The 15501-nt window shown below is 64.8% G+C and carries 16 protein-coding genes; 8 read left to right on the top strand and 8 right to left on the bottom strand.

The window, feature by feature from the left end; translation table 11 throughout:
• Positions 1-45 precede the first annotated feature (45 nt).
• The 4 genes from AC1PPL_RS09360 to AC1PPL_RS09345 all read left to right on the top strand — a co-directional run bounded on the left by AC1PPL_RS09360 (position 46) and on the right by AC1PPL_RS09345 (position 3114).
• Positions 46-681, top strand: a complete 636-nt coding sequence (locus tag AC1PPL_RS09360) for an FHA domain-containing protein (RefSeq protein WP_287951835.1) — start codon at positions 46-48, stop codon at positions 679-681.
• A gap of 343 nt (positions 682-1024) precedes the next feature.
• Positions 1025-1615 (top strand): pilin, encoded by a 591-nt coding sequence (locus AC1PPL_RS09355; RefSeq protein WP_479973130.1) that lies wholly within the window; start codon positions 1025-1027, stop codon positions 1613-1615.
• A 121-nt stretch (positions 1616-1736) separates the two neighbouring features.
• On the top strand, positions 1737-2303 hold the full coding sequence (locus AC1PPL_RS09350; RefSeq protein WP_479973129.1) for a pilin: 567 nt from the start codon (positions 1737-1739) through the stop codon (positions 2301-2303).
• 19 nt (positions 2304-2322) lie between these two features.
• Positions 2323-3114 carry a pilus assembly protein gene (locus tag AC1PPL_RS09345; RefSeq protein WP_479973128.1) on the top strand — a complete coding sequence of 264 codons (792 nt, stop codon included), beginning with the start codon at positions 2323-2325 and terminating at the stop codon, positions 3112-3114.
• Between the two features lie 171 nt (positions 3115-3285).
• Here the strand turns inward: AC1PPL_RS09345 and moaC are convergent, their stop codons facing one another.
• Positions 3286-3771: a cyclic pyranopterin monophosphate synthase MoaC gene (moaC, locus tag AC1PPL_RS09340; RefSeq protein ID WP_479973127.1), complete on the bottom strand. Its 486-nt coding sequence runs from the start codon at positions 3769-3771 to the stop codon at positions 3286-3288.
• Between the two features lie 111 nt (positions 3772-3882).
• Here moaC and AC1PPL_RS09335 point away from each other — a divergent pair, with 111 nt between their 5' ends.
• Positions 3883-5448 (top strand): M48 family metalloprotease, encoded by a 1566-nt coding sequence (locus tag AC1PPL_RS09335; protein ID WP_252101461.1) that lies wholly within the window; start codon positions 3883-3885, stop codon positions 5446-5448.
• Here the strand turns inward: AC1PPL_RS09335 and AC1PPL_RS09330 are convergent.
• The 3 genes from AC1PPL_RS09330 to AC1PPL_RS09320 form a co-directional block, all read right to left on the bottom strand.
• The gene (locus AC1PPL_RS09330) at positions 5416-5772 is read right to left on the bottom strand and encodes a phage holin family protein (RefSeq protein WP_041836445.1); all 357 of its coding nucleotides are present in this window, start codon (positions 5770-5772) and stop codon (positions 5416-5418) included. The two genes, AC1PPL_RS09335 and AC1PPL_RS09330, sit on opposite strands and share 33 nt — an antisense overlap.
• A gap of 143 nt (positions 5773-5915) precedes the next feature.
• Positions 5916-6389, bottom strand: a complete 474-nt coding sequence (locus tag AC1PPL_RS09325; protein WP_287740335.1) for a hypothetical protein — start codon at positions 6387-6389, stop codon at positions 5916-5918.
• Between the two features lie 48 nt (positions 6390-6437).
• The gene (locus tag AC1PPL_RS09320) at positions 6438-7169 is read right to left on the bottom strand and encodes a TerC family protein (protein ID WP_011807113.1); all 732 of its coding nucleotides are present in this window, start codon (positions 7167-7169) and stop codon (positions 6438-6440) included.
• 523 nt (positions 7170-7692) lie between these two features.
• On the opposite strand from AC1PPL_RS09320, the gene AC1PPL_RS09315 reads away from it, so the two are divergent.
• Both AC1PPL_RS09315 and AC1PPL_RS09310 read left to right on the top strand, forming a co-directional pair.
• The gene (locus AC1PPL_RS09315) at positions 7693-8136 is read left to right on the top strand and encodes a DUF3717 domain-containing protein (RefSeq protein WP_287740334.1); all 444 of its coding nucleotides are present in this window, start codon (positions 7693-7695) and stop codon (positions 8134-8136) included.
• Positions 8137-8176: 40 nt separating this feature from the next.
• Positions 8177-8482, top strand: coding sequence for a putative signal transducing protein (locus AC1PPL_RS09310; protein ID WP_011807111.1), 306 nt, complete (start codon positions 8177-8179; stop codon positions 8480-8482).
• A 72-nt stretch (positions 8483-8554) separates the two neighbouring features.
• Here AC1PPL_RS09310 and AC1PPL_RS09305 read toward each other — a convergent pair whose 3' ends face one another.
• Together AC1PPL_RS09305 and purB are read right to left on the bottom strand one after the other, a co-directional pair.
• Positions 8555-9115: a YaeQ family protein gene (locus tag AC1PPL_RS09305; protein ID WP_011807110.1), complete on the bottom strand. Its 561-nt coding sequence runs from the start codon at positions 9113-9115 to the stop codon at positions 8555-8557.
• Positions 9116-9191: 76 nt separating this feature from the next.
• The gene (purB, locus tag AC1PPL_RS09300; RefSeq protein WP_011807109.1) at positions 9192-10571 is read right to left on the bottom strand and encodes an adenylosuccinate lyase; all 1380 of its coding nucleotides are present in this window, start codon (positions 10569-10571) and stop codon (positions 9192-9194) included.
• A 117-nt stretch (positions 10572-10688) separates the two neighbouring features.
• Between purB and AC1PPL_RS09295 the strand changes: the two genes are divergently transcribed.
• Positions 10689-11303: a glutathione S-transferase family protein gene (locus tag AC1PPL_RS09295; protein WP_287965125.1), complete on the top strand. Its 615-nt coding sequence runs from the start codon at positions 10689-10691 to the stop codon at positions 11301-11303.
• Between the two features lie 293 nt (positions 11304-11596).
• Here AC1PPL_RS09295 and AC1PPL_RS09290 read toward each other — a convergent pair whose 3' ends face one another.
• Positions 11597-12184 (bottom strand): glutathione peroxidase, encoded by a 588-nt coding sequence (locus AC1PPL_RS09290; protein WP_041836126.1) that lies wholly within the window; start codon positions 12182-12184, stop codon positions 11597-11599.
• 212 nt (positions 12185-12396) lie between these two features.
• Entirely contained in the window at positions 12397-15492 is a 3096-nt protein-coding gene (locus tag AC1PPL_RS09285; RefSeq protein ID WP_479973126.1) for an efflux RND transporter permease subunit, read from the bottom strand.
• Between the last annotated feature and the right edge of the window lie 9 nt (positions 15493-15501).

Below are 15501 nucleotides of genomic sequence, written 5' to 3'. Positions count from 1 at the left end.
TACTTCCCTCTACTAGCTAAGTTGTTTGGATAAGGAAAAGTGATCATGCCCAGAATGGTCGTGTCGATCGATGGAGTTGTCATCAAGGAAGTTACCTTCACCAAGGAACGCACAACGGTAGGCCGCCGCCCCTACAACGACGTGGTCATCGACAACCTTGCCGTCAGTGGTGAACATGCGGTCTTCCTCATGAATGGGGACGATGTAGAAGTGGAGGATCTGGGCAGCACCAACGGCACTTATGTCAATGGCAAGGCCATCAAGCGACAGCCTTTGCGCAACGGCGACACGGTGGAATTGGGGAAGTACAAGATCCGCTTCCTGCACGAAGAGCCTGGTCATGACTATGAGAAGACGATGGTCTTCAAGCCCGGCATGTTGCCGCCGCTGGGCAAGCCTGCGGCCCCTGCGCCAGTCGTGCTGAGCGCCGCCGTACGGGTGATGAACGGCCCCGCCGCCGGCCGTGAGGTGGCTCTGACAAAAGTGGTTACCACCATTGGCAAGCCTGGCGTGGCCGTGGCATCCATCACCAAGCGGCACAGTGGCTTTGTGCTGGCTCATGTGGAGGGTGGGGACTTTCCGTTCCTGAACGGTACGCGCATTGGAGTGGACCCCATAACTCTCAAGAATGGTGACCGCATCGCTCTGGCCAGCACTGAGATGGAGTTTGTGCAGGGCTAGAGCGTGCAGAGGGCAACGCTAGTGTGGCGATCATTAGCTCTTCGCTTTTAAAAGCCGTTAGCGCCTGATGGGAGAAAGGGTGCTGCCGCGGGTCGCAGAATGCCATGCTGCTTCTAACAAACCGAACTGCGTAGTTCTCCACGTAGAACACCTTGGGGTGACAAATGTGTCGACGTGTGACCGATTGGTTAGACTTTTCCTTTGCGGAGTCTGGGAAACGGGTGAAAAATGTCGCGCGCTGCAACGTTTGGTTGCATTCTGATGTTGGCACAGAAGCTGCTCAAGTTTTCCCAACCCGCAGGATTCCTCTGCGGGGGCTATTACCTAATTCTGAGGAGGATTTATGAAGCGTACCCTGCAACAAGGTTTCACTCTGATCGAATTGATGATCGTGGTGGCGATCATCGGTATTCTGGCTGCCGTGGCTTTGCCTGCCTACCAAGACTACAGCATCCGCGCTAAGGTATCCGAAGGCGTGATTGCTGCCACCTCCGCCAAAGCTGTGATCAGTGAGGCATTTCAAACAGGCGGTATTACTGCATTGGACGCAGCTGCGGCCGGTATTAATACCACTGCGTTTCAGGAGAAGCAGTCCAAGTATGTTGGCAATATTTGCGTTGATCAGCCTCCGGCAGGCGGTGCGCTTTGCGCTGCCCACGGCGGCGGTGCGCCTTGGCAAATCAACGTAGCTATCCTGGCCACGGCAAATAACGGCATTCCTACGGGCCTTAATGACAACGTGATTTCTTTCCGGCCTTTGGTGAATAATGGTGGCGCGCTTGCCAGCCCTACGGCAACGTCGGCTGGGGCTGTTGATTGGGCCTGCGGCAGTTCTACGGTCGTAACCGCTACTGCGCGATTCACCGCTGCCAACGCACCAGTGGTGCCTGGTACGCCTCTGCCCGCAAAGTACGCACCGGCTGAGTGCCGTTAAGTAATTCATGCTAAGCCTTGCAGATCAGTAGGGCTTGACATGAGCTATGTAAGAGGGTGCCCCGCGGCACCCTCTTTTTTTCCCTACTTTTGGCGCTCCGTGTTTGGGATGAGGCTACCCTATGGCTGTACGCTCCATTAAAGGCTTTACTTTGATCGAACTGATGATTGTCGTGGCCATCATCGGCATTCTGGCCGCCATAGCCATACCTGCATACCAAGACTACGCCATCCGTGCAAAATTTTCGGAGGCATTGGTGGCTGGATCTGTGGCCAAGAATCATCTCGCTGAAGGCTATACGCAGAACCGTGCTGCAGGGTTGGATGCTGCGGCTACGGCTATAAATCTCAGTCCTGTGTTGGGTAAACAGTCAAAATACGTAGCTAATATCTGCGTGGGCGTCGCCGGAGCAGTTGGCGCTGCTTGTACGCCCTATGCCTCTGACGGGGCTTGGCCTATCTTCGTAACGGTGGCGGCCAACTCTGGCAATGGCATCCCCTCGGGGCTCAATGGGTTAACTTTCACCTTATCCCCTAATGTGAACAATGCTGCGCCTACTGCCGCCTCCAATGAGTCTATCGATTGGGCCTGCGCGGGGAATACATCAATAACTGCTGCAACGCGCGGTATGACCAATGTGACGCTTGGCACCCTACCTGCCAAATACCTGCCCGCTGAGTGCCGCTGACAGATTCTCCCATTTCATCATGTCGTTCTCTCTGCGTATTCGAGCCGCCGCCAGGGCTGCGTTGTTTCATTTCCTGGCCTCGATATTCGTGGCCGCGTTTGCAGCCGTACTCGTTTTTCTTGTTTGGTATCCCCACCCGTATGGCCTGCTCTCAGGAGGGCTTACTCTGTTCCTCATTTTGGTGAGCGTCGATGTGGTCTGCGGTCCCATGCTGACAATGGTGTTGTTCAATCCCAGAAAACCGCGCCGGGAATTGCTGACCGACATGTCGCTGGTGGTCTTCATTCAACTGGCAGCGTTGACCTATGGCGTCTATATAGTCCACCAGGCGCGCCCATTATTTCTGGTACACGAGGTGGATCGTTTCCGCGTCATTACATCAGGTGACTACGGCGACGCGGATGTACACCAAGCCATTGACCAGCTTGCTGCGTCATTACGTCCGCATTGGCTAAAGGGGCCCGTGACAGTCGGTATCCGGGATCCCAGAGATGCGCAAGAACGCCAAGATGTGATGCTTGAATCGACGTTCGGTGGGCGGGATTACTCACAGCGACCCAACTTCTACGTACCCTACGACACAGCATACCAAGCCAAGGCCTTGGCGCGTGCCAAACCGTTGAAAGCGTTTATTGTCAACTATCCAGCCACTGAGGATGATGCCAAGCACTTGCTGAGTAAGCATGGACTGACAGTGGACGAAGCATTATTTTTACCCGTATTGCACAAGCAGGAATGGGTGGCGGTGTTGGACAAATCCGCGCACGTTTTGGGTTTTTTGCCAGGAGATGGCTTCGAGGTGCACGAGTAAAGATTTTTTGCCACAAAGTGGACGACACGCACTTAGCGGAAACTGCGTCGTCACCTAGGCCAGAAAGCGAACCTACCAGCTTGGCTCTGGTGAGCTAGGGCACGGAGTCAAATCCGACTAGCAAGTGGGCGGCCGGTACCCAATTGACGATGGGGCGGGATCTGGTTTATCTCACTTCACAAAGCTACCCGATTTCCCGCCATGCTTCTCCAGCACCCTGACCCCCGTCATCACCATCCGCTTGTCCGCCGCCTTGCACATGTCATAAACGGTGAGCAGCGCTACCTGCACGGCGGTCAGGGCCTCCATCTCCACCCCGGTAGGCCCCACGGTTTCCACCGTAGCCGTGCATTGCACAGCGCTGTCGGAAGGCAGCAGTTCGAACTCCACGGCCACGCGGGTGAGGGCCAAGGGGTGGCATAGCGGGATCAGCTCGCTGGTCTTCTTGGCTGCCATGATGCCGGCGATGCGCGCTACGCCGAGCACGTCGCCCTTCTTGGCGGTGCCCGACTCGACCAGCGCCAGTGTGGCGGGCTGCATCTCGATGCGGCCCGTGGCAATGGCCACGCGGTGCGTGGCCGGTTTGGCGCCGACGTCCACCATGTGGGCTTGGCCTTGGGCGTCGAAGTGGGTGAGGGGGGAGGGGGACGTTGTCATAAGGGGGGTTTACAACCGGGTGCGAAACATTCCAATGGCCGGGGCATCATACGGCCATGTGCAGATGGCCGCGATTGATGGCCGGCCCGTTCCCGCGGGTGGAGGAGTTTTGTGCAAGGTTCTCTACAAAATTGGCTCCCAGCGCCCAGCTGGAAAGCGCTGACAGCTTCTTTTTTTATAGCATTTGGCTCTCTGCAAGCACCGGCTGTGGTGGCACAGCCATCGCTGCCCACATTGGGAGATGGCCTCGAGATGACGACCAGTGCCGAGCGCAAGCTGGGCGACCGCATCATCCGCGAGCTGTACCGCGACCCGGATTACATCGATGACGCGGTGCTCAATGAGTATGTGCAGGGCCTGTTCCAGCCACTGGTGCAGGCTGCCAAGGCGCGGGGGGAGTTGTCGCCCGAACTCGAGGAACGCTTTGCCTGGGAGATCTTGCTGGGTCGAGACCGTACGGTGAACGCATTTGCCCTGCCGGGCGGCTACTTCGGCGTGCACCTCGGGCTGATCGGCGTGGTGAGCACGCGCGACGAGCTCGCGTCGGTCCTGGCACACGAACTCAGCCATGTCACCCAGCGCCATATTTCACGCCTGATCGCGCAGCAGGGGCGGCAGACGCCGCTGATGCTGGGTGCGCTGATCCTCGGCGCGCTGGCTGCGAGCCGCAGCCCCGATGCGGCCCAGGCCCTGATGGTGGGCGGGCAGGCGCTGGCCGTGCAGAGCCAGCTGAACTTCTCGCGTGACATGGAGCGCGAGGCCGACCGTGTGGGCTACGGCCTGATGGCGCCCGCTGGCTTTGCGCCGCAGGGTTTCGTGGGCATGTTCGACAAGCTGCAGCAGGCCAACCGCATCAACGACAACGGCAGTTGGCCCTACCTGCGCAGCCACCCCTTGACTACGCAGCGCATTGCGGACATGCACAGCCGCATTCCGCCGGGTGCGGCGCAGCCCGCGCGGGCTACGCTGGAGCACCTGATGATGGCTGCGCGCGCGCGCGTGCTGATGCGCCCCGGTGTCGACGCTTGGCGACAGTGGGTTGCCGAGCCGCAGGACGCCGGCTTTGCCGCACGGCCCGCACCGCAGCGGGTGGCGGCCTGGTATGCGGCCACCCTCAGCGCGGTGCAGTTGGGCGACATGGCGGCTGCGCGCAAGGCGTTGCGTGCGCTGCAGTCCAGCGCAGGTACCGATGCTGCCGCGTTGCGCCAGGCGCGCCTGCTGGGTGCTGAGTTGGAGCTGGCTGCGGGCGACGCGCCCGCGGCGCTGACGTACCTGCAGGGCAGCGTCGTCACGGAAGGCAGCGGTGTGCCCAGCGCGCCCGCGCCCGCACGGCCAGAGATGCTGCTGCGCACCCAGGCCCTGCTGCGCACGGGCGCGGCAGGCGAGATGGCGGGGCCCTTGCAGACCTGGGTGGCCACGCATCCTCGGGACGCGACCGTCTGGCAGGCGCTGGCGCAGGTATGGCAACAGCAGGGGCAGCCCCTGCGCGCCGTGCGCGCCGAGGCCGAGGCACACGCCGCACGCTATGACTACGCGGCCGCGGTGGATCGTTTCAAGGCGGGGCAGGACCTTGCGCGGCGCAGCAGCGCGGCGGGGGATTACATCGAAGCGTCGATCATCGACACGCGGCTGCGTGCGGTGGAGTCACTTCTTAAGGAACAGGCCGCCGAGCGCTGATTCGATCAGCATGCCCAGCAGAGAGTAGATCAGCGAACCGATCAGCGCGGCGGTAAAGCCGTGTACCTGGAAACCGTCGCCCAGCACCGAGGCGGCGGCCCAGAACATGAGCGCGTTGATCACGAAGAGGAACAGCCCGATGGTGACGATGGTCACCGGCAGCGTCAGCACCACGAGGACCGGGCGCAGCACCACGTTGAACAGGCCAATCACAAAGGCCGCGATCAGCGCAGCGCCGAAGCTGCGCACCTCCACGCCGCTGTAGAGGTAGGCCACGCAAAGCAGGGCGGCCGCGCTCAGCAGCCATTTGAGCAGTAGTCGCATGGCGCGCAGCATAGCACCGGGCCGGTGAATGCGCCGCGCCGCATGCGGCATGAGCGCGTGTAAAAAAAAGCCGGCTCATCTGCGCTTGCACGCGATGGGCCGGCTGGGCTGAACCGTGGTTTTGCCGAGTCCGGCCGTGCCGATCAGTCGGCGGCCAGCATGAACAGCAGGCCCAGGCTGGCGAGCGAGCCGGGCACCGTCCAGCGCCGTGGCGGTTTGCGCACGATGACCGGCGCGGCGGCGGGCGCTGCGTCGGCCAGGAGGTTCGCCTCCTGTTCCAGCTTGGGGCGACGGGCGTCTACCACCCTGCACGCGCCATGCTCGGCCTGCAGCTGCGCCAGCAGCTCGGGCAGCGGCCCCTTGGCCAGTACCGTGCTGATGGGTGCACCCTCCGCCCGCAGCCAGGGCTGCAGCTGGGCAAACAGCTTGTCCGCCCATTTGGCGCGCCAGTTCTCGCGTGCGCTATGGCTCACCCATTTGCTGATGCGGTGCGTCATGCGCGGTGCGCAGGCCACCAGCACCCAGTGGATCGTGCCCGCAGTGGCGGGGGTCGCCAGCGGCTCCAGGACTTGCCGCGCGTAGCCTGCGTCGTCCACATACACGATGACCTTGTCCATGGCGGATCTCCTGTCGGGCCTATGGGTGCGTGTGCAGGAAGGCCTGTTTCAGCCGTGCTGTGCAGGGGCCGTCTTGCCGCGCTGCGCGACGATGGCCTTGCCGACCACCAGCACCAGCAGGGCGCCGGCCACGCTGGCGGCGTACTTCAGAGTGTCGGACTGCTCCAGCTTGAACATCCACTGCCACTTGTCGGGGTTGGCCAGCGCGGGGTCGGAGACCAGCATGCCGCCGGCGATCCAGCCCAGCAGCATGCCGCCGGCGGTGATGATGACCGGGAAGCGCTCCATGAGCTTGATGACCAGCTGGCTGCCCCACACGATGATCGGGATGGAGATCAGCAGGCCCAGCACCACCAGCAGCAGCGAGTGGTCGCCCGCGTTCTGCGCGGCGCCGGCAATGGCGATCACGTTGTCCACGCTCATCACCAGGTCGGCCACGATGATAGTCTTGATGGCGGCCAGCAGCTTGTCGCTCTCGGCCACGCTGCCGTGGCCGTCCTCGTCGGGGGCCAGCAGCTTCACGCCGATCCATACCAACAGGATGGCGCCCACCACTTTCAGGAAGGGCAGGTTCAGCAGCGTCATCGCGAAGGCGATCAGGACCACGCGCAGGATGATGGCGCCCGCCGTGCCCCAGATGATGCCCTTGGTGCGCTGCGCGGGCGGCAGCTTGCGGCAGGCCAGGGCGATCACCACGGCGTTGTCACCACCGAGCAGGATGTCGATGATGATGATCTGCCCCAGTGCAACCCAGAACTCGGGTGAAGTCAGAAATTCCATAAAGTCCTCGTTATCAGTAACCGAAAGGAGGCCCGCAGCCACTGTAGGTGGCGGTGGGCGGCTCCGCAAGAGAGACACTGCACGGTGACCAGGGACTCGTCCACCCGCGTGGGTTGCGACGCGCGAAGAGGTAAGGACGGCCTTGATCAGCCCCGCAGGGCCATCAAAGGTCTTGCTCAGCCCGCGTGCGATGCGTGGCGCATGCCGGGCCCGGGCTGCCGGAAGCGGTGCGCTTCGTACTGACGACAGACCGAGAGCCTCCGCACCCCGAGGCCGATGGCCGTCAGGACTTGGAGGTCAGGAGCTACTCCCCTTCGAACCTGCGATTGGAACATGGCACGAGGGCGGTGCGCAAGCGGCAGGCGTTTTTTGCGCAAGGCGGTTTGAAGAAAATGTTGCCAGATGCGCGACGGAATATGTCTGTCATGCTATTTAAAACATAGCGAATGGCCCTGGCGGCCCCGCCGCCATGCGCATGGAACACACCGGGGCGGGCGGTATCATCGGCGCGCCCTTACCTGCCATGTCCTGCATCCACATCGCCGATATCGAAGCTGCCATCAACCATTGGCGCGCCCGCGCCCCATCGCCCGATGGCGTGGGACTGGCGCCGGAAATCGAGGCGCTGGCCGAGGTGTATGGCCGCATGGTGTTTGCGCGGGCCGAGGACGTGGCGCCGCAGCAGATGCCCGCCGCGGCGCTGGCGGCGTGGCTGGCCTGGTACGAGACCACACCCGACACACCGTGCATCGCCATCTGCTCCACCAGCCAGGGGGATGAATGGTGCAAGGGCTGCGGGCGCAGCTTTGCCGAGGTGCAGCACTGGTTGGCGATGAGCCCGATGGACAAGCGCGCCGTGTGGCGGCGCATCACCCGTGAGGGCGCGGCGCTGCGCTTCACGCGCTATGCCGAACGTGCGGCTGAGCGCCCCGCCGATTGCGCCGGCGGCGCTCCCGGCGCTGGTTGACCGGCTTTACGGCGGGGCGCGCGCCGGCTAAGGTGGCCGCATGCTGCGTTTGACCCAGGCCCCCGATATCGCCATGGCCACGCTGTGGCGCGACCTGCTGTGCGAGGCCGGCATGCCCGCCAGCGTGCAGCGCCAGCATCTGGGCGCGGCGGCGGGCCACCTGCCGCCAGGGGAGTGCCTGCCCGAGATCTGGCTGACGTACCCCGAACATGCAGAACGCGCCCGTGCGCTGTTGCGGGAGTTCCAGCATCTGCCGCAGCGCCAGTGGCGCTGCCACGCGTGCGGCGAGGCGATCGAGGGCGGCTTCGAGCAGTGCTGGAATTGCGGCGCCTTGATGCCGCAGTAGATTGCTATTTGTTCAGGAGCTGGTGGCGCTTGTTGGTCGGGCGCTAGAGGTGTTTTTGCTCAAAACGCCATGTTACTTCCAGCGCAGCGGTTCCACATGCACGCTGCCCAGGGTGCTGCTCAGCGTGAGGCCGCCTTCCTGCACCGTCGCCTGCAGCTGCATGCTGCGCTCGGCCAGTGTCGCCAGCTGCTGGGCGGCGTCGGCGGGCAGGCGCCAGACCTGCAGCTTGTCCAGCCGCGTGAGCTTGTTCTCGATGCCCTTCCACCACACCTCGGCTGCGTGGTGAAAACAATAAACGATGACCGCATCGGATTTGCTGCAGGCCTTGGTCAGCGGCTTGTCCTCGGGCTGCCCGACCTCGATCCACAACCGCTTGCGACCCGTGAAGTCGGTCAGCGATACGTCCGGATCCTCCGGATCGGACAGGCCCGCGCCGAACGCCAGCGTGCCATCGCCCTGGCAGGTGTCCTGCAGTTCATGGGCCTGCAGCGCCAAGGCGGCCAGCCGCACCATCATGCGCTCGTCGGTTTCGCTGGGGTGGCGCGCCAGGGTGAGTGCATGGTCGGCGTAGTAGCCGTGGTCGATGTCCGCGATTTGCAGGTTCGCCTTGAAGATGGTGGACTTGAGGGCCATGGGATGCTTTCAAAATGAGAGCTGCCCGCGCTTGACTGGCAAGCGCGGGCAGGCAAAAAGGCTCAAACCGGCTGGATCAGACGCGGCGCGCCAGCTCGGCCGCCTTGCCGGTATAGCTGCCCGGCGTCATGGCCAGCAGGCGGTCCTTGTCGGCTTGGGGGATCTCCAGGCCGTTGATCAGCGCGTGCAGCGCCTCGGCCGTCACGGTCTTGCCGCGCGTGACTTCCTTGAGCTTCTCGTACGCGCCCTGCACGCCGTAGCGGCGCATCACGGTCTGGATGGGCTCGGCCAGCACTTCCCAGCTGGTGTTGAGGTCGTCGGCCAGGGCTTCTTCGTTCAGCTCCAGCTTGTTCAGGCCGGTCATCAGCGAGGTATAGGCCAGCGCGGCGTAGCCCAGCGCCACGCCGATGTTGCGCAGCACGGTACTGTCGGTGAGGTCGCGCTGCCAGCGGCTGATGGGCAGCTTTTCGGACAGGTGCCTGAGCAGCGCATTGGCCAGGCCCAGGTTGCCCTCGGCGTTCTCGAAGTCGATGGGATTGACTTTGTGGGGCATGGTGGACGAGCCGATCTCGCCCGCCTTGAGCTTTTGCTTGAAGTAGCCCAGGCTCACGTAGCCCCAGATGTCGCGCGAGAGGTCCACCAGGATGGTGTTGGCGCGGGCGATGGCGTCGAACAGCTCGGCCATGTAGTCGTGCGGTTCGATCTGGATGCTGTAGGGCTGGAAGGTGAGGCCCAGGCCCAGCGGCTCGGGCGTCTCCACGACCTTGCGGCTGAAGGCTTCCCAGTCGAAGTCGGGCCAGGCCGACAGGTGGGCGTTGTAGTTGCCCACGGCGCCGTTCATCTTGCCCAGGATCTTCACCGCCGCGATGCGCTCGCAGGCCGCCTGCAGGCGCACGACCACGTTGGCCAGCTCCTTGCCCACCGTGGTGGGGCTGGCGGTCTGGCCGTGGGTGCGGCTGAGCATGGGCACGTCGGCAAACTGGTGGGCCATCTCGCGCAGCTTGAGCACGATGCGGTCCAGGCCCGGCAGGATGACCTGGTCGCGGCCCGAGCGGATCTGCAGCGCATGGCTGGTGTTGTTGATGTCCTCGCTGGTGCAGGCGAAGTGCACGAACTCGGCAGCCTTCTCCAGTTCGGGGCGGGCCTCGAACTTGGACTTGATCCAGTATTCGACCGCCTTCACGTCGTGGTTGGTGGTCTTCTCGATGTCCTTGATGGCGCTCGCGTCGGCCTCGGAGAAGTTCTTCACCAGGCCCAGCAGGTAGGCGCGCGCGCCGGTGGACAGCGGCTTGAACTCCGCGAATCCCGCGTCCGACAGCGCGATGAACCAGGCCACCTCCACCTGCACGCGGCGGTGCATGTAACCGTGCTCGCTCATGATGGGACGCAGGGCGGAGAGTTTGGCGGCGTAGCGGCCGTCAAGGGGCGACAGGGCGGTGATGGTGGACAGGCTCATGGGCCGTCATTGTAGGTGGGCGCCTGGAATGCCGAAGGGCCGCGGCCGGCCGGCGCGCCCGCCCCTAGAATCGCGCTCACCCGACCAACCCCATCCCCCCAGGCGCTGCACACCACCATGAAACTGATCGGATCGAATACGAGCCCCTACGTGCGCAAGGTGCGCGTGGTGCTGGCCGAGAAAAAGCTGGATTACCAGTTCGTCGAGGAGAACGTGTGGGCCGACGACACGGCCATCAGCGCGTCCAACCCGCTGGGCAAGGTGCCCTGCCTGATCATGGAGGGCGGTGAGGCGGTGTTCGATTCGCGCGTGATCGTGGAGTACCTGGACACGCTGTCCCCCGTGGGCAAGCTCATTCCCGCCCTGGGGCGCGAGCGCGCCGAGGTCAAGACCTGGGAGGCGCTGGCCGACGGCCTGCTGGACGCCGCCATCCTCGCGCGCCTGGAGGCCACCTGGGCCGGCCGTCAGGACGGTGAGCGCAGCCAGGCGTGGATCGACCGGCAGCTCGCCAAGGCGCGCGCCAGCCTGCAGTCCATGAGCAAGGGGCTGGGCGACAAGCCTTATTGCAGCGGCATCCACCTTACGCTGTCGGACATTGCCGTCGGCAGCGCGCTCGGGTGGCTGGAGTTCCGCTTTCCTGACATCGCCTGGCGCGCGGACCACCCCAACCTGGCCCGCCTGATGGACAAGCTGATGCAGCGCCAGAGTTTCATCGACACCCAGCCGCGCTGAACCGCCGACCCACTGGGCCTAAAGAAAAAGCGCGCCTTCCGTGAGGAAGTGCGCGCTTTTTGCTGCGGAATAAAAAAAGTTGCGAAGCGCCCCGAAACGAATGAAGAGAGGGAGGGAGGAGAAGCGCCCCAGGGTTGCAACCAGGCCGGGCCTGGAAGGCTTCGCAACGTTAAAAACGGTTATCGGATCACGCCGCGATGGACTCGCGGCCACGGTTAGCTCCTAGAGTGGGGGTGGTGGTAAAAAGTTCCAGATCTCACCCATAAAAAAATTCAAAAAAATTTCACCAAGACTCAACGCGGCGCCGCCAGTTGCTGCTCGATGGCCTGGATCAGCGCTTTGCTGTGGGGTTCCACCGAACTTCCGTAGCTTCCCACCACCTTGCCCGAACGGCTGACCAGGTACTTGTGGAAGTTCCACCGTGGCGTCTGCCCCGCGGACGCTGCGGCGAGCTGGCGGTACAGCGGCAGGGCTTCGCCGCCCTTCACGTGGCTCTTGGCAAACATCGGGAAGCGCACGCCAAACGTGTTTTCGCAGAACTGGGCGATCTCGGTGTTACTGCCGGTTTCTTGTGCAAAGTCGTTCGACGGAAAGCCCAGCACCACCAGCCCTTGGTCGCGGTAGCGCGCGTACAGCTCTTCCAGGCCTTGGTATTGGCCGGTGAAGCCGCAGTAGCTGGCCGTGTTGACCACCAGCAGCACCTTGCCGGCGTATTGGCACAAGGCCTGCGGCGCCTCGTCCTGCAGGCGCGGCACGGTGTGCTGCAGCAGGGCGGGGCAGGCCTGGGCGTCTACTGCGGGAGTCGCCGCAACATCCGCCGCCTGGGCGGCGGGGCCCAGCAGCGTGGCGCATAGGAGCAGCGGCAAGGTCAGGCGTGGCATGGTGCAGGGATGGCGGGGAGGGCAAAAGCCCGTACACGCCGCCATTGCACCATGTCTGCAGGCGGCGAAAAAGTTTTTGGCTATCGACCATGCTGAAAGCATGGGTTTCACCTTGTTGCGATCTGACCGCCCTCGATGCCGGATAATTGCTATTGAAAATATAGCTTCCAGCGCTTGCTGTCAAAGCGCTGGAGCCCTAAACACGCTAGACCCTAGCTGGGGGCCCGCGCCTCGCCTGCCTGCGCCTCGCGCGCATGGGGACGACGCAGTACCCGGTGGCGCAGCCATTGCTCGAAGTCGTCCACATAGGTGAACACCGCCGGCACCACCAGCAGGCTGAGCACCGTGGAGGTGATGAGGCCGCCGATCACGGCCACGGCCATGGGGGAGCGGAAGCTCATGTCCGCGCCGCCCAGCGCCAGGGCAATGGGCATCATGCCGGCGCCCATGGCCAGCGTGGTCATGATGATGGGGCGCGCGCGCTTGTGGCAGGCGTCCAGCAGCGCGTCCATGCGGCTCATGCCGTGGCGCCGCGCCACGATGGCGTATTCCACGAGCAGGATGGAGTTCTTCGTGGCGATGCCCATGAGCATGATGAGCCCGATGAGCGACGGCATGGAGAAGCTCTTGCCGGCCAGCAGCAGCGCGACGAACGCCCCGCCCAGCGACAGCGGCAGCGCCGCGAGGATGGTGACCGGCTGCAGGAAGTCCTTGAACAGTAGCACCAGCACGATATAGATGCACACCACGCCGGTGAGCATGGCCAGGCCGAAGCTGGCGAACAGCTCGCCCATCATCTCGGCGTCGCCCACGTCGATCAGGCGCACGCTGGCAGGCAGGCCCCGTACGGCGGGCAGCTGGCGCACGGCCTCGGTCACCTCGCCCAGGCCGCGCTCGCCCAACTCGATCTCGAAGTTCACGTTGCGCGAGCGGTCGTAGCGGCTGATGACCGCGGGGCCGCCGGCCAGCGACAGCTCGGCCACCTCGCCCAGGCGCACCGGGCCGTGCGCGCCGGGCACCGTGAGGCGCTCCAGCACCGACAGGTCTTCGCGCGCAGCATCCTCCAGGCGCACGACGATGGGCACCTGCCGCTGCGCCAGGTTGAGCTTGGGCAGGTACTGGTCGTAGTCGCCCACGGTGGCCACGCGCAGCGTCTCTGCGATGGCGCTGCTGGTGACCCCCAGGTCGGCGGCGCGGGCGAAGTCGGGGCGCACGGCGATCTCCGGGCGCACCAGGCTGGCCGTGGAGCTCACGCCGCCGATGCCCGCGATGGTGCGGATGTCCCGCTCCACCGCGCGGGCGGCGGCCGCGAGCGCCTGCGGGTCTTCGCTGGCCAGCGCCAGGATGTACTTGTCGTTGGAGCCGCCCAGGCCTACCTTCACGCGCACGCCGGGCAGCTCTTGCATGGCGGCGCGCAGGCGCTGCTCGATCTCCTGCTTGCGCGGGCGCTCGCCCCGCGGCGTCATGCGCAGCGTGAGCGTGGCCTTGCGCGGGTCGCCCGCACCCGCGCCGGCGAAGGGGTCGGCCCCGGCCGAGCCGCCGCCGATCGTGGTGTAGATGCTCTCCACATGGCCCACGCCCATGGCGCGCTCGGTGGCCAGGGCCACCACGGCGCGCGTGTCGGCCAGCTTCGCGCCGGGCGGCAGCTCCAGCGTGACCTGGGTCTGGGCGTTGTCGTCCGCCGGGATGAAACCCGAGGGCAGCAGCGGGATCAGCGCCAGGGAACCGACGAAGAACAGCAGCGCGCCCAGCAGCGTGAGGACGCGATGCTTCAGGCACCAGTGCGAGGCACGCATGTACGCGGCCAGCCAGCGGGGCTCCTTCTCGTGGCCCACCATGGGCTTCATGATGTAGGCGGCCATCATCGGCGTGAGCAGGCGCGCCACGACGAGCGAGGCGAACACCGCCAGCGCCGCCGTCCAGCCGAACTGTTTGAAGAACCGCCCGGCGATGCCGCTCATGAACGCGGTGGGCAGGAACACGGCGATCAGCGTGAAGGTGGTGGCGATCACGGCCAGGCCGATCTCGTCGGCGGCCTCCATGGCCGCCTGGTACGGCGTTTTGCCCATGCGCAGGTGGCGCACGATGTTCTCCACCTCCACGATGGCATCGTCCACCAGGATGCCCACCACCAGCGACAGCGCCAGCAGCGTGATGATGTTGATGGAAAAGCCCAGCAGGTGCATGCCGATGAAGGCGGGTATCACCGACAGCGGCAGCGCCACGGCGGACACGATGGTGGCGCGCCAGTCGCGCAGGAACAGCCACACCACCACCACCGCGAGGATGGCGCCCTCGTACAGCAGCTTCATCGAGCTGTCGTACTCGTCCTGTGCGATGTCCACGAAATCCACCGTGCGCGTGAGCTGCAGGTGCGGGTGCTCGGCCATTAACTGGTCCAGCGCGCGCTGCACGCCCGCGCCCACCTCCACCTCGCTGGCGCCGCGGCTGCGCGAGACCTCGAAGCCGATGACCGGTTTGTCGCCCAGCAGCGCGGCGGTGCGTGGCTCGGCCACGGTGTCGGTCACGGTGGCCACCTGGTCCAGGCGGACATGGCGGCCGCCGGACAACGCGATCTCCAGCGCCGCGATCTCCTGCGCCGTCTGCACCGTGGCCAGCGTGCGTAGCGGCTGCTCGGCCCCGCCCAGCTCGGCGCGGCCGCCAGCGCTTTCCACCTGCACCTGGCGCAGCTGGCGCGAGACTTCGGCCGCGGTGGCGCCCAGCGCCTGCAGCTTGAGCGGGTCCAGCGCCACGCGCACCTCGCGCGCCACGCCGCCCACGCGGTTGACCGCGCCCACGCCGGGCACGGCCAGCAGCCGGCGCGTGAGGGTGTCGTCCACGAACCAGGACAGCGCCTCGTCGTCCAGCTGGTTCGAGGCGATGGCGAACGCCAGGATGGGCTGGCTGGACAGTTCCAGCTTGGTGATGATGGGGTCGCGCAGGTCCGCGGGCAGATCGGAGCGCACGCGCGAGACGGCCGAGCGCACGTCGTCCACCGCCTCCTGCACGGGTTTTTCGAGCTGGAACTCGGCCGCGATGGTGGCTGTGCCGTCGGTCAGCGTGGAGGTGATGTGCTTGAGCCCCTGGGTGGTGGCGATGGCGTTCTCGATCTTGCGCGCCACGTCGCTCTCCAGCTGCCCCGGCGCCGCGCCGGGCAGGGAGGCCGTGACCATGACCACGGGCAGGTCCATGTCGGGAAAGTTCTGCACCTTCATGGACCGGAAGGCCAGCAGTCCGGCCAGCGTGAGCAGCACGAACAGCATGGCCGCCGGGATGGGGTTGCGGATCGACCAGGCGGAGAGGTTCATGGTCGCTCC

It is taken from the genome of Diaphorobacter sp. B2A2W2 (assembly GCF_056730635.1).
This window is presented reverse-complemented; position numbering and strand designations above follow the sequence as displayed.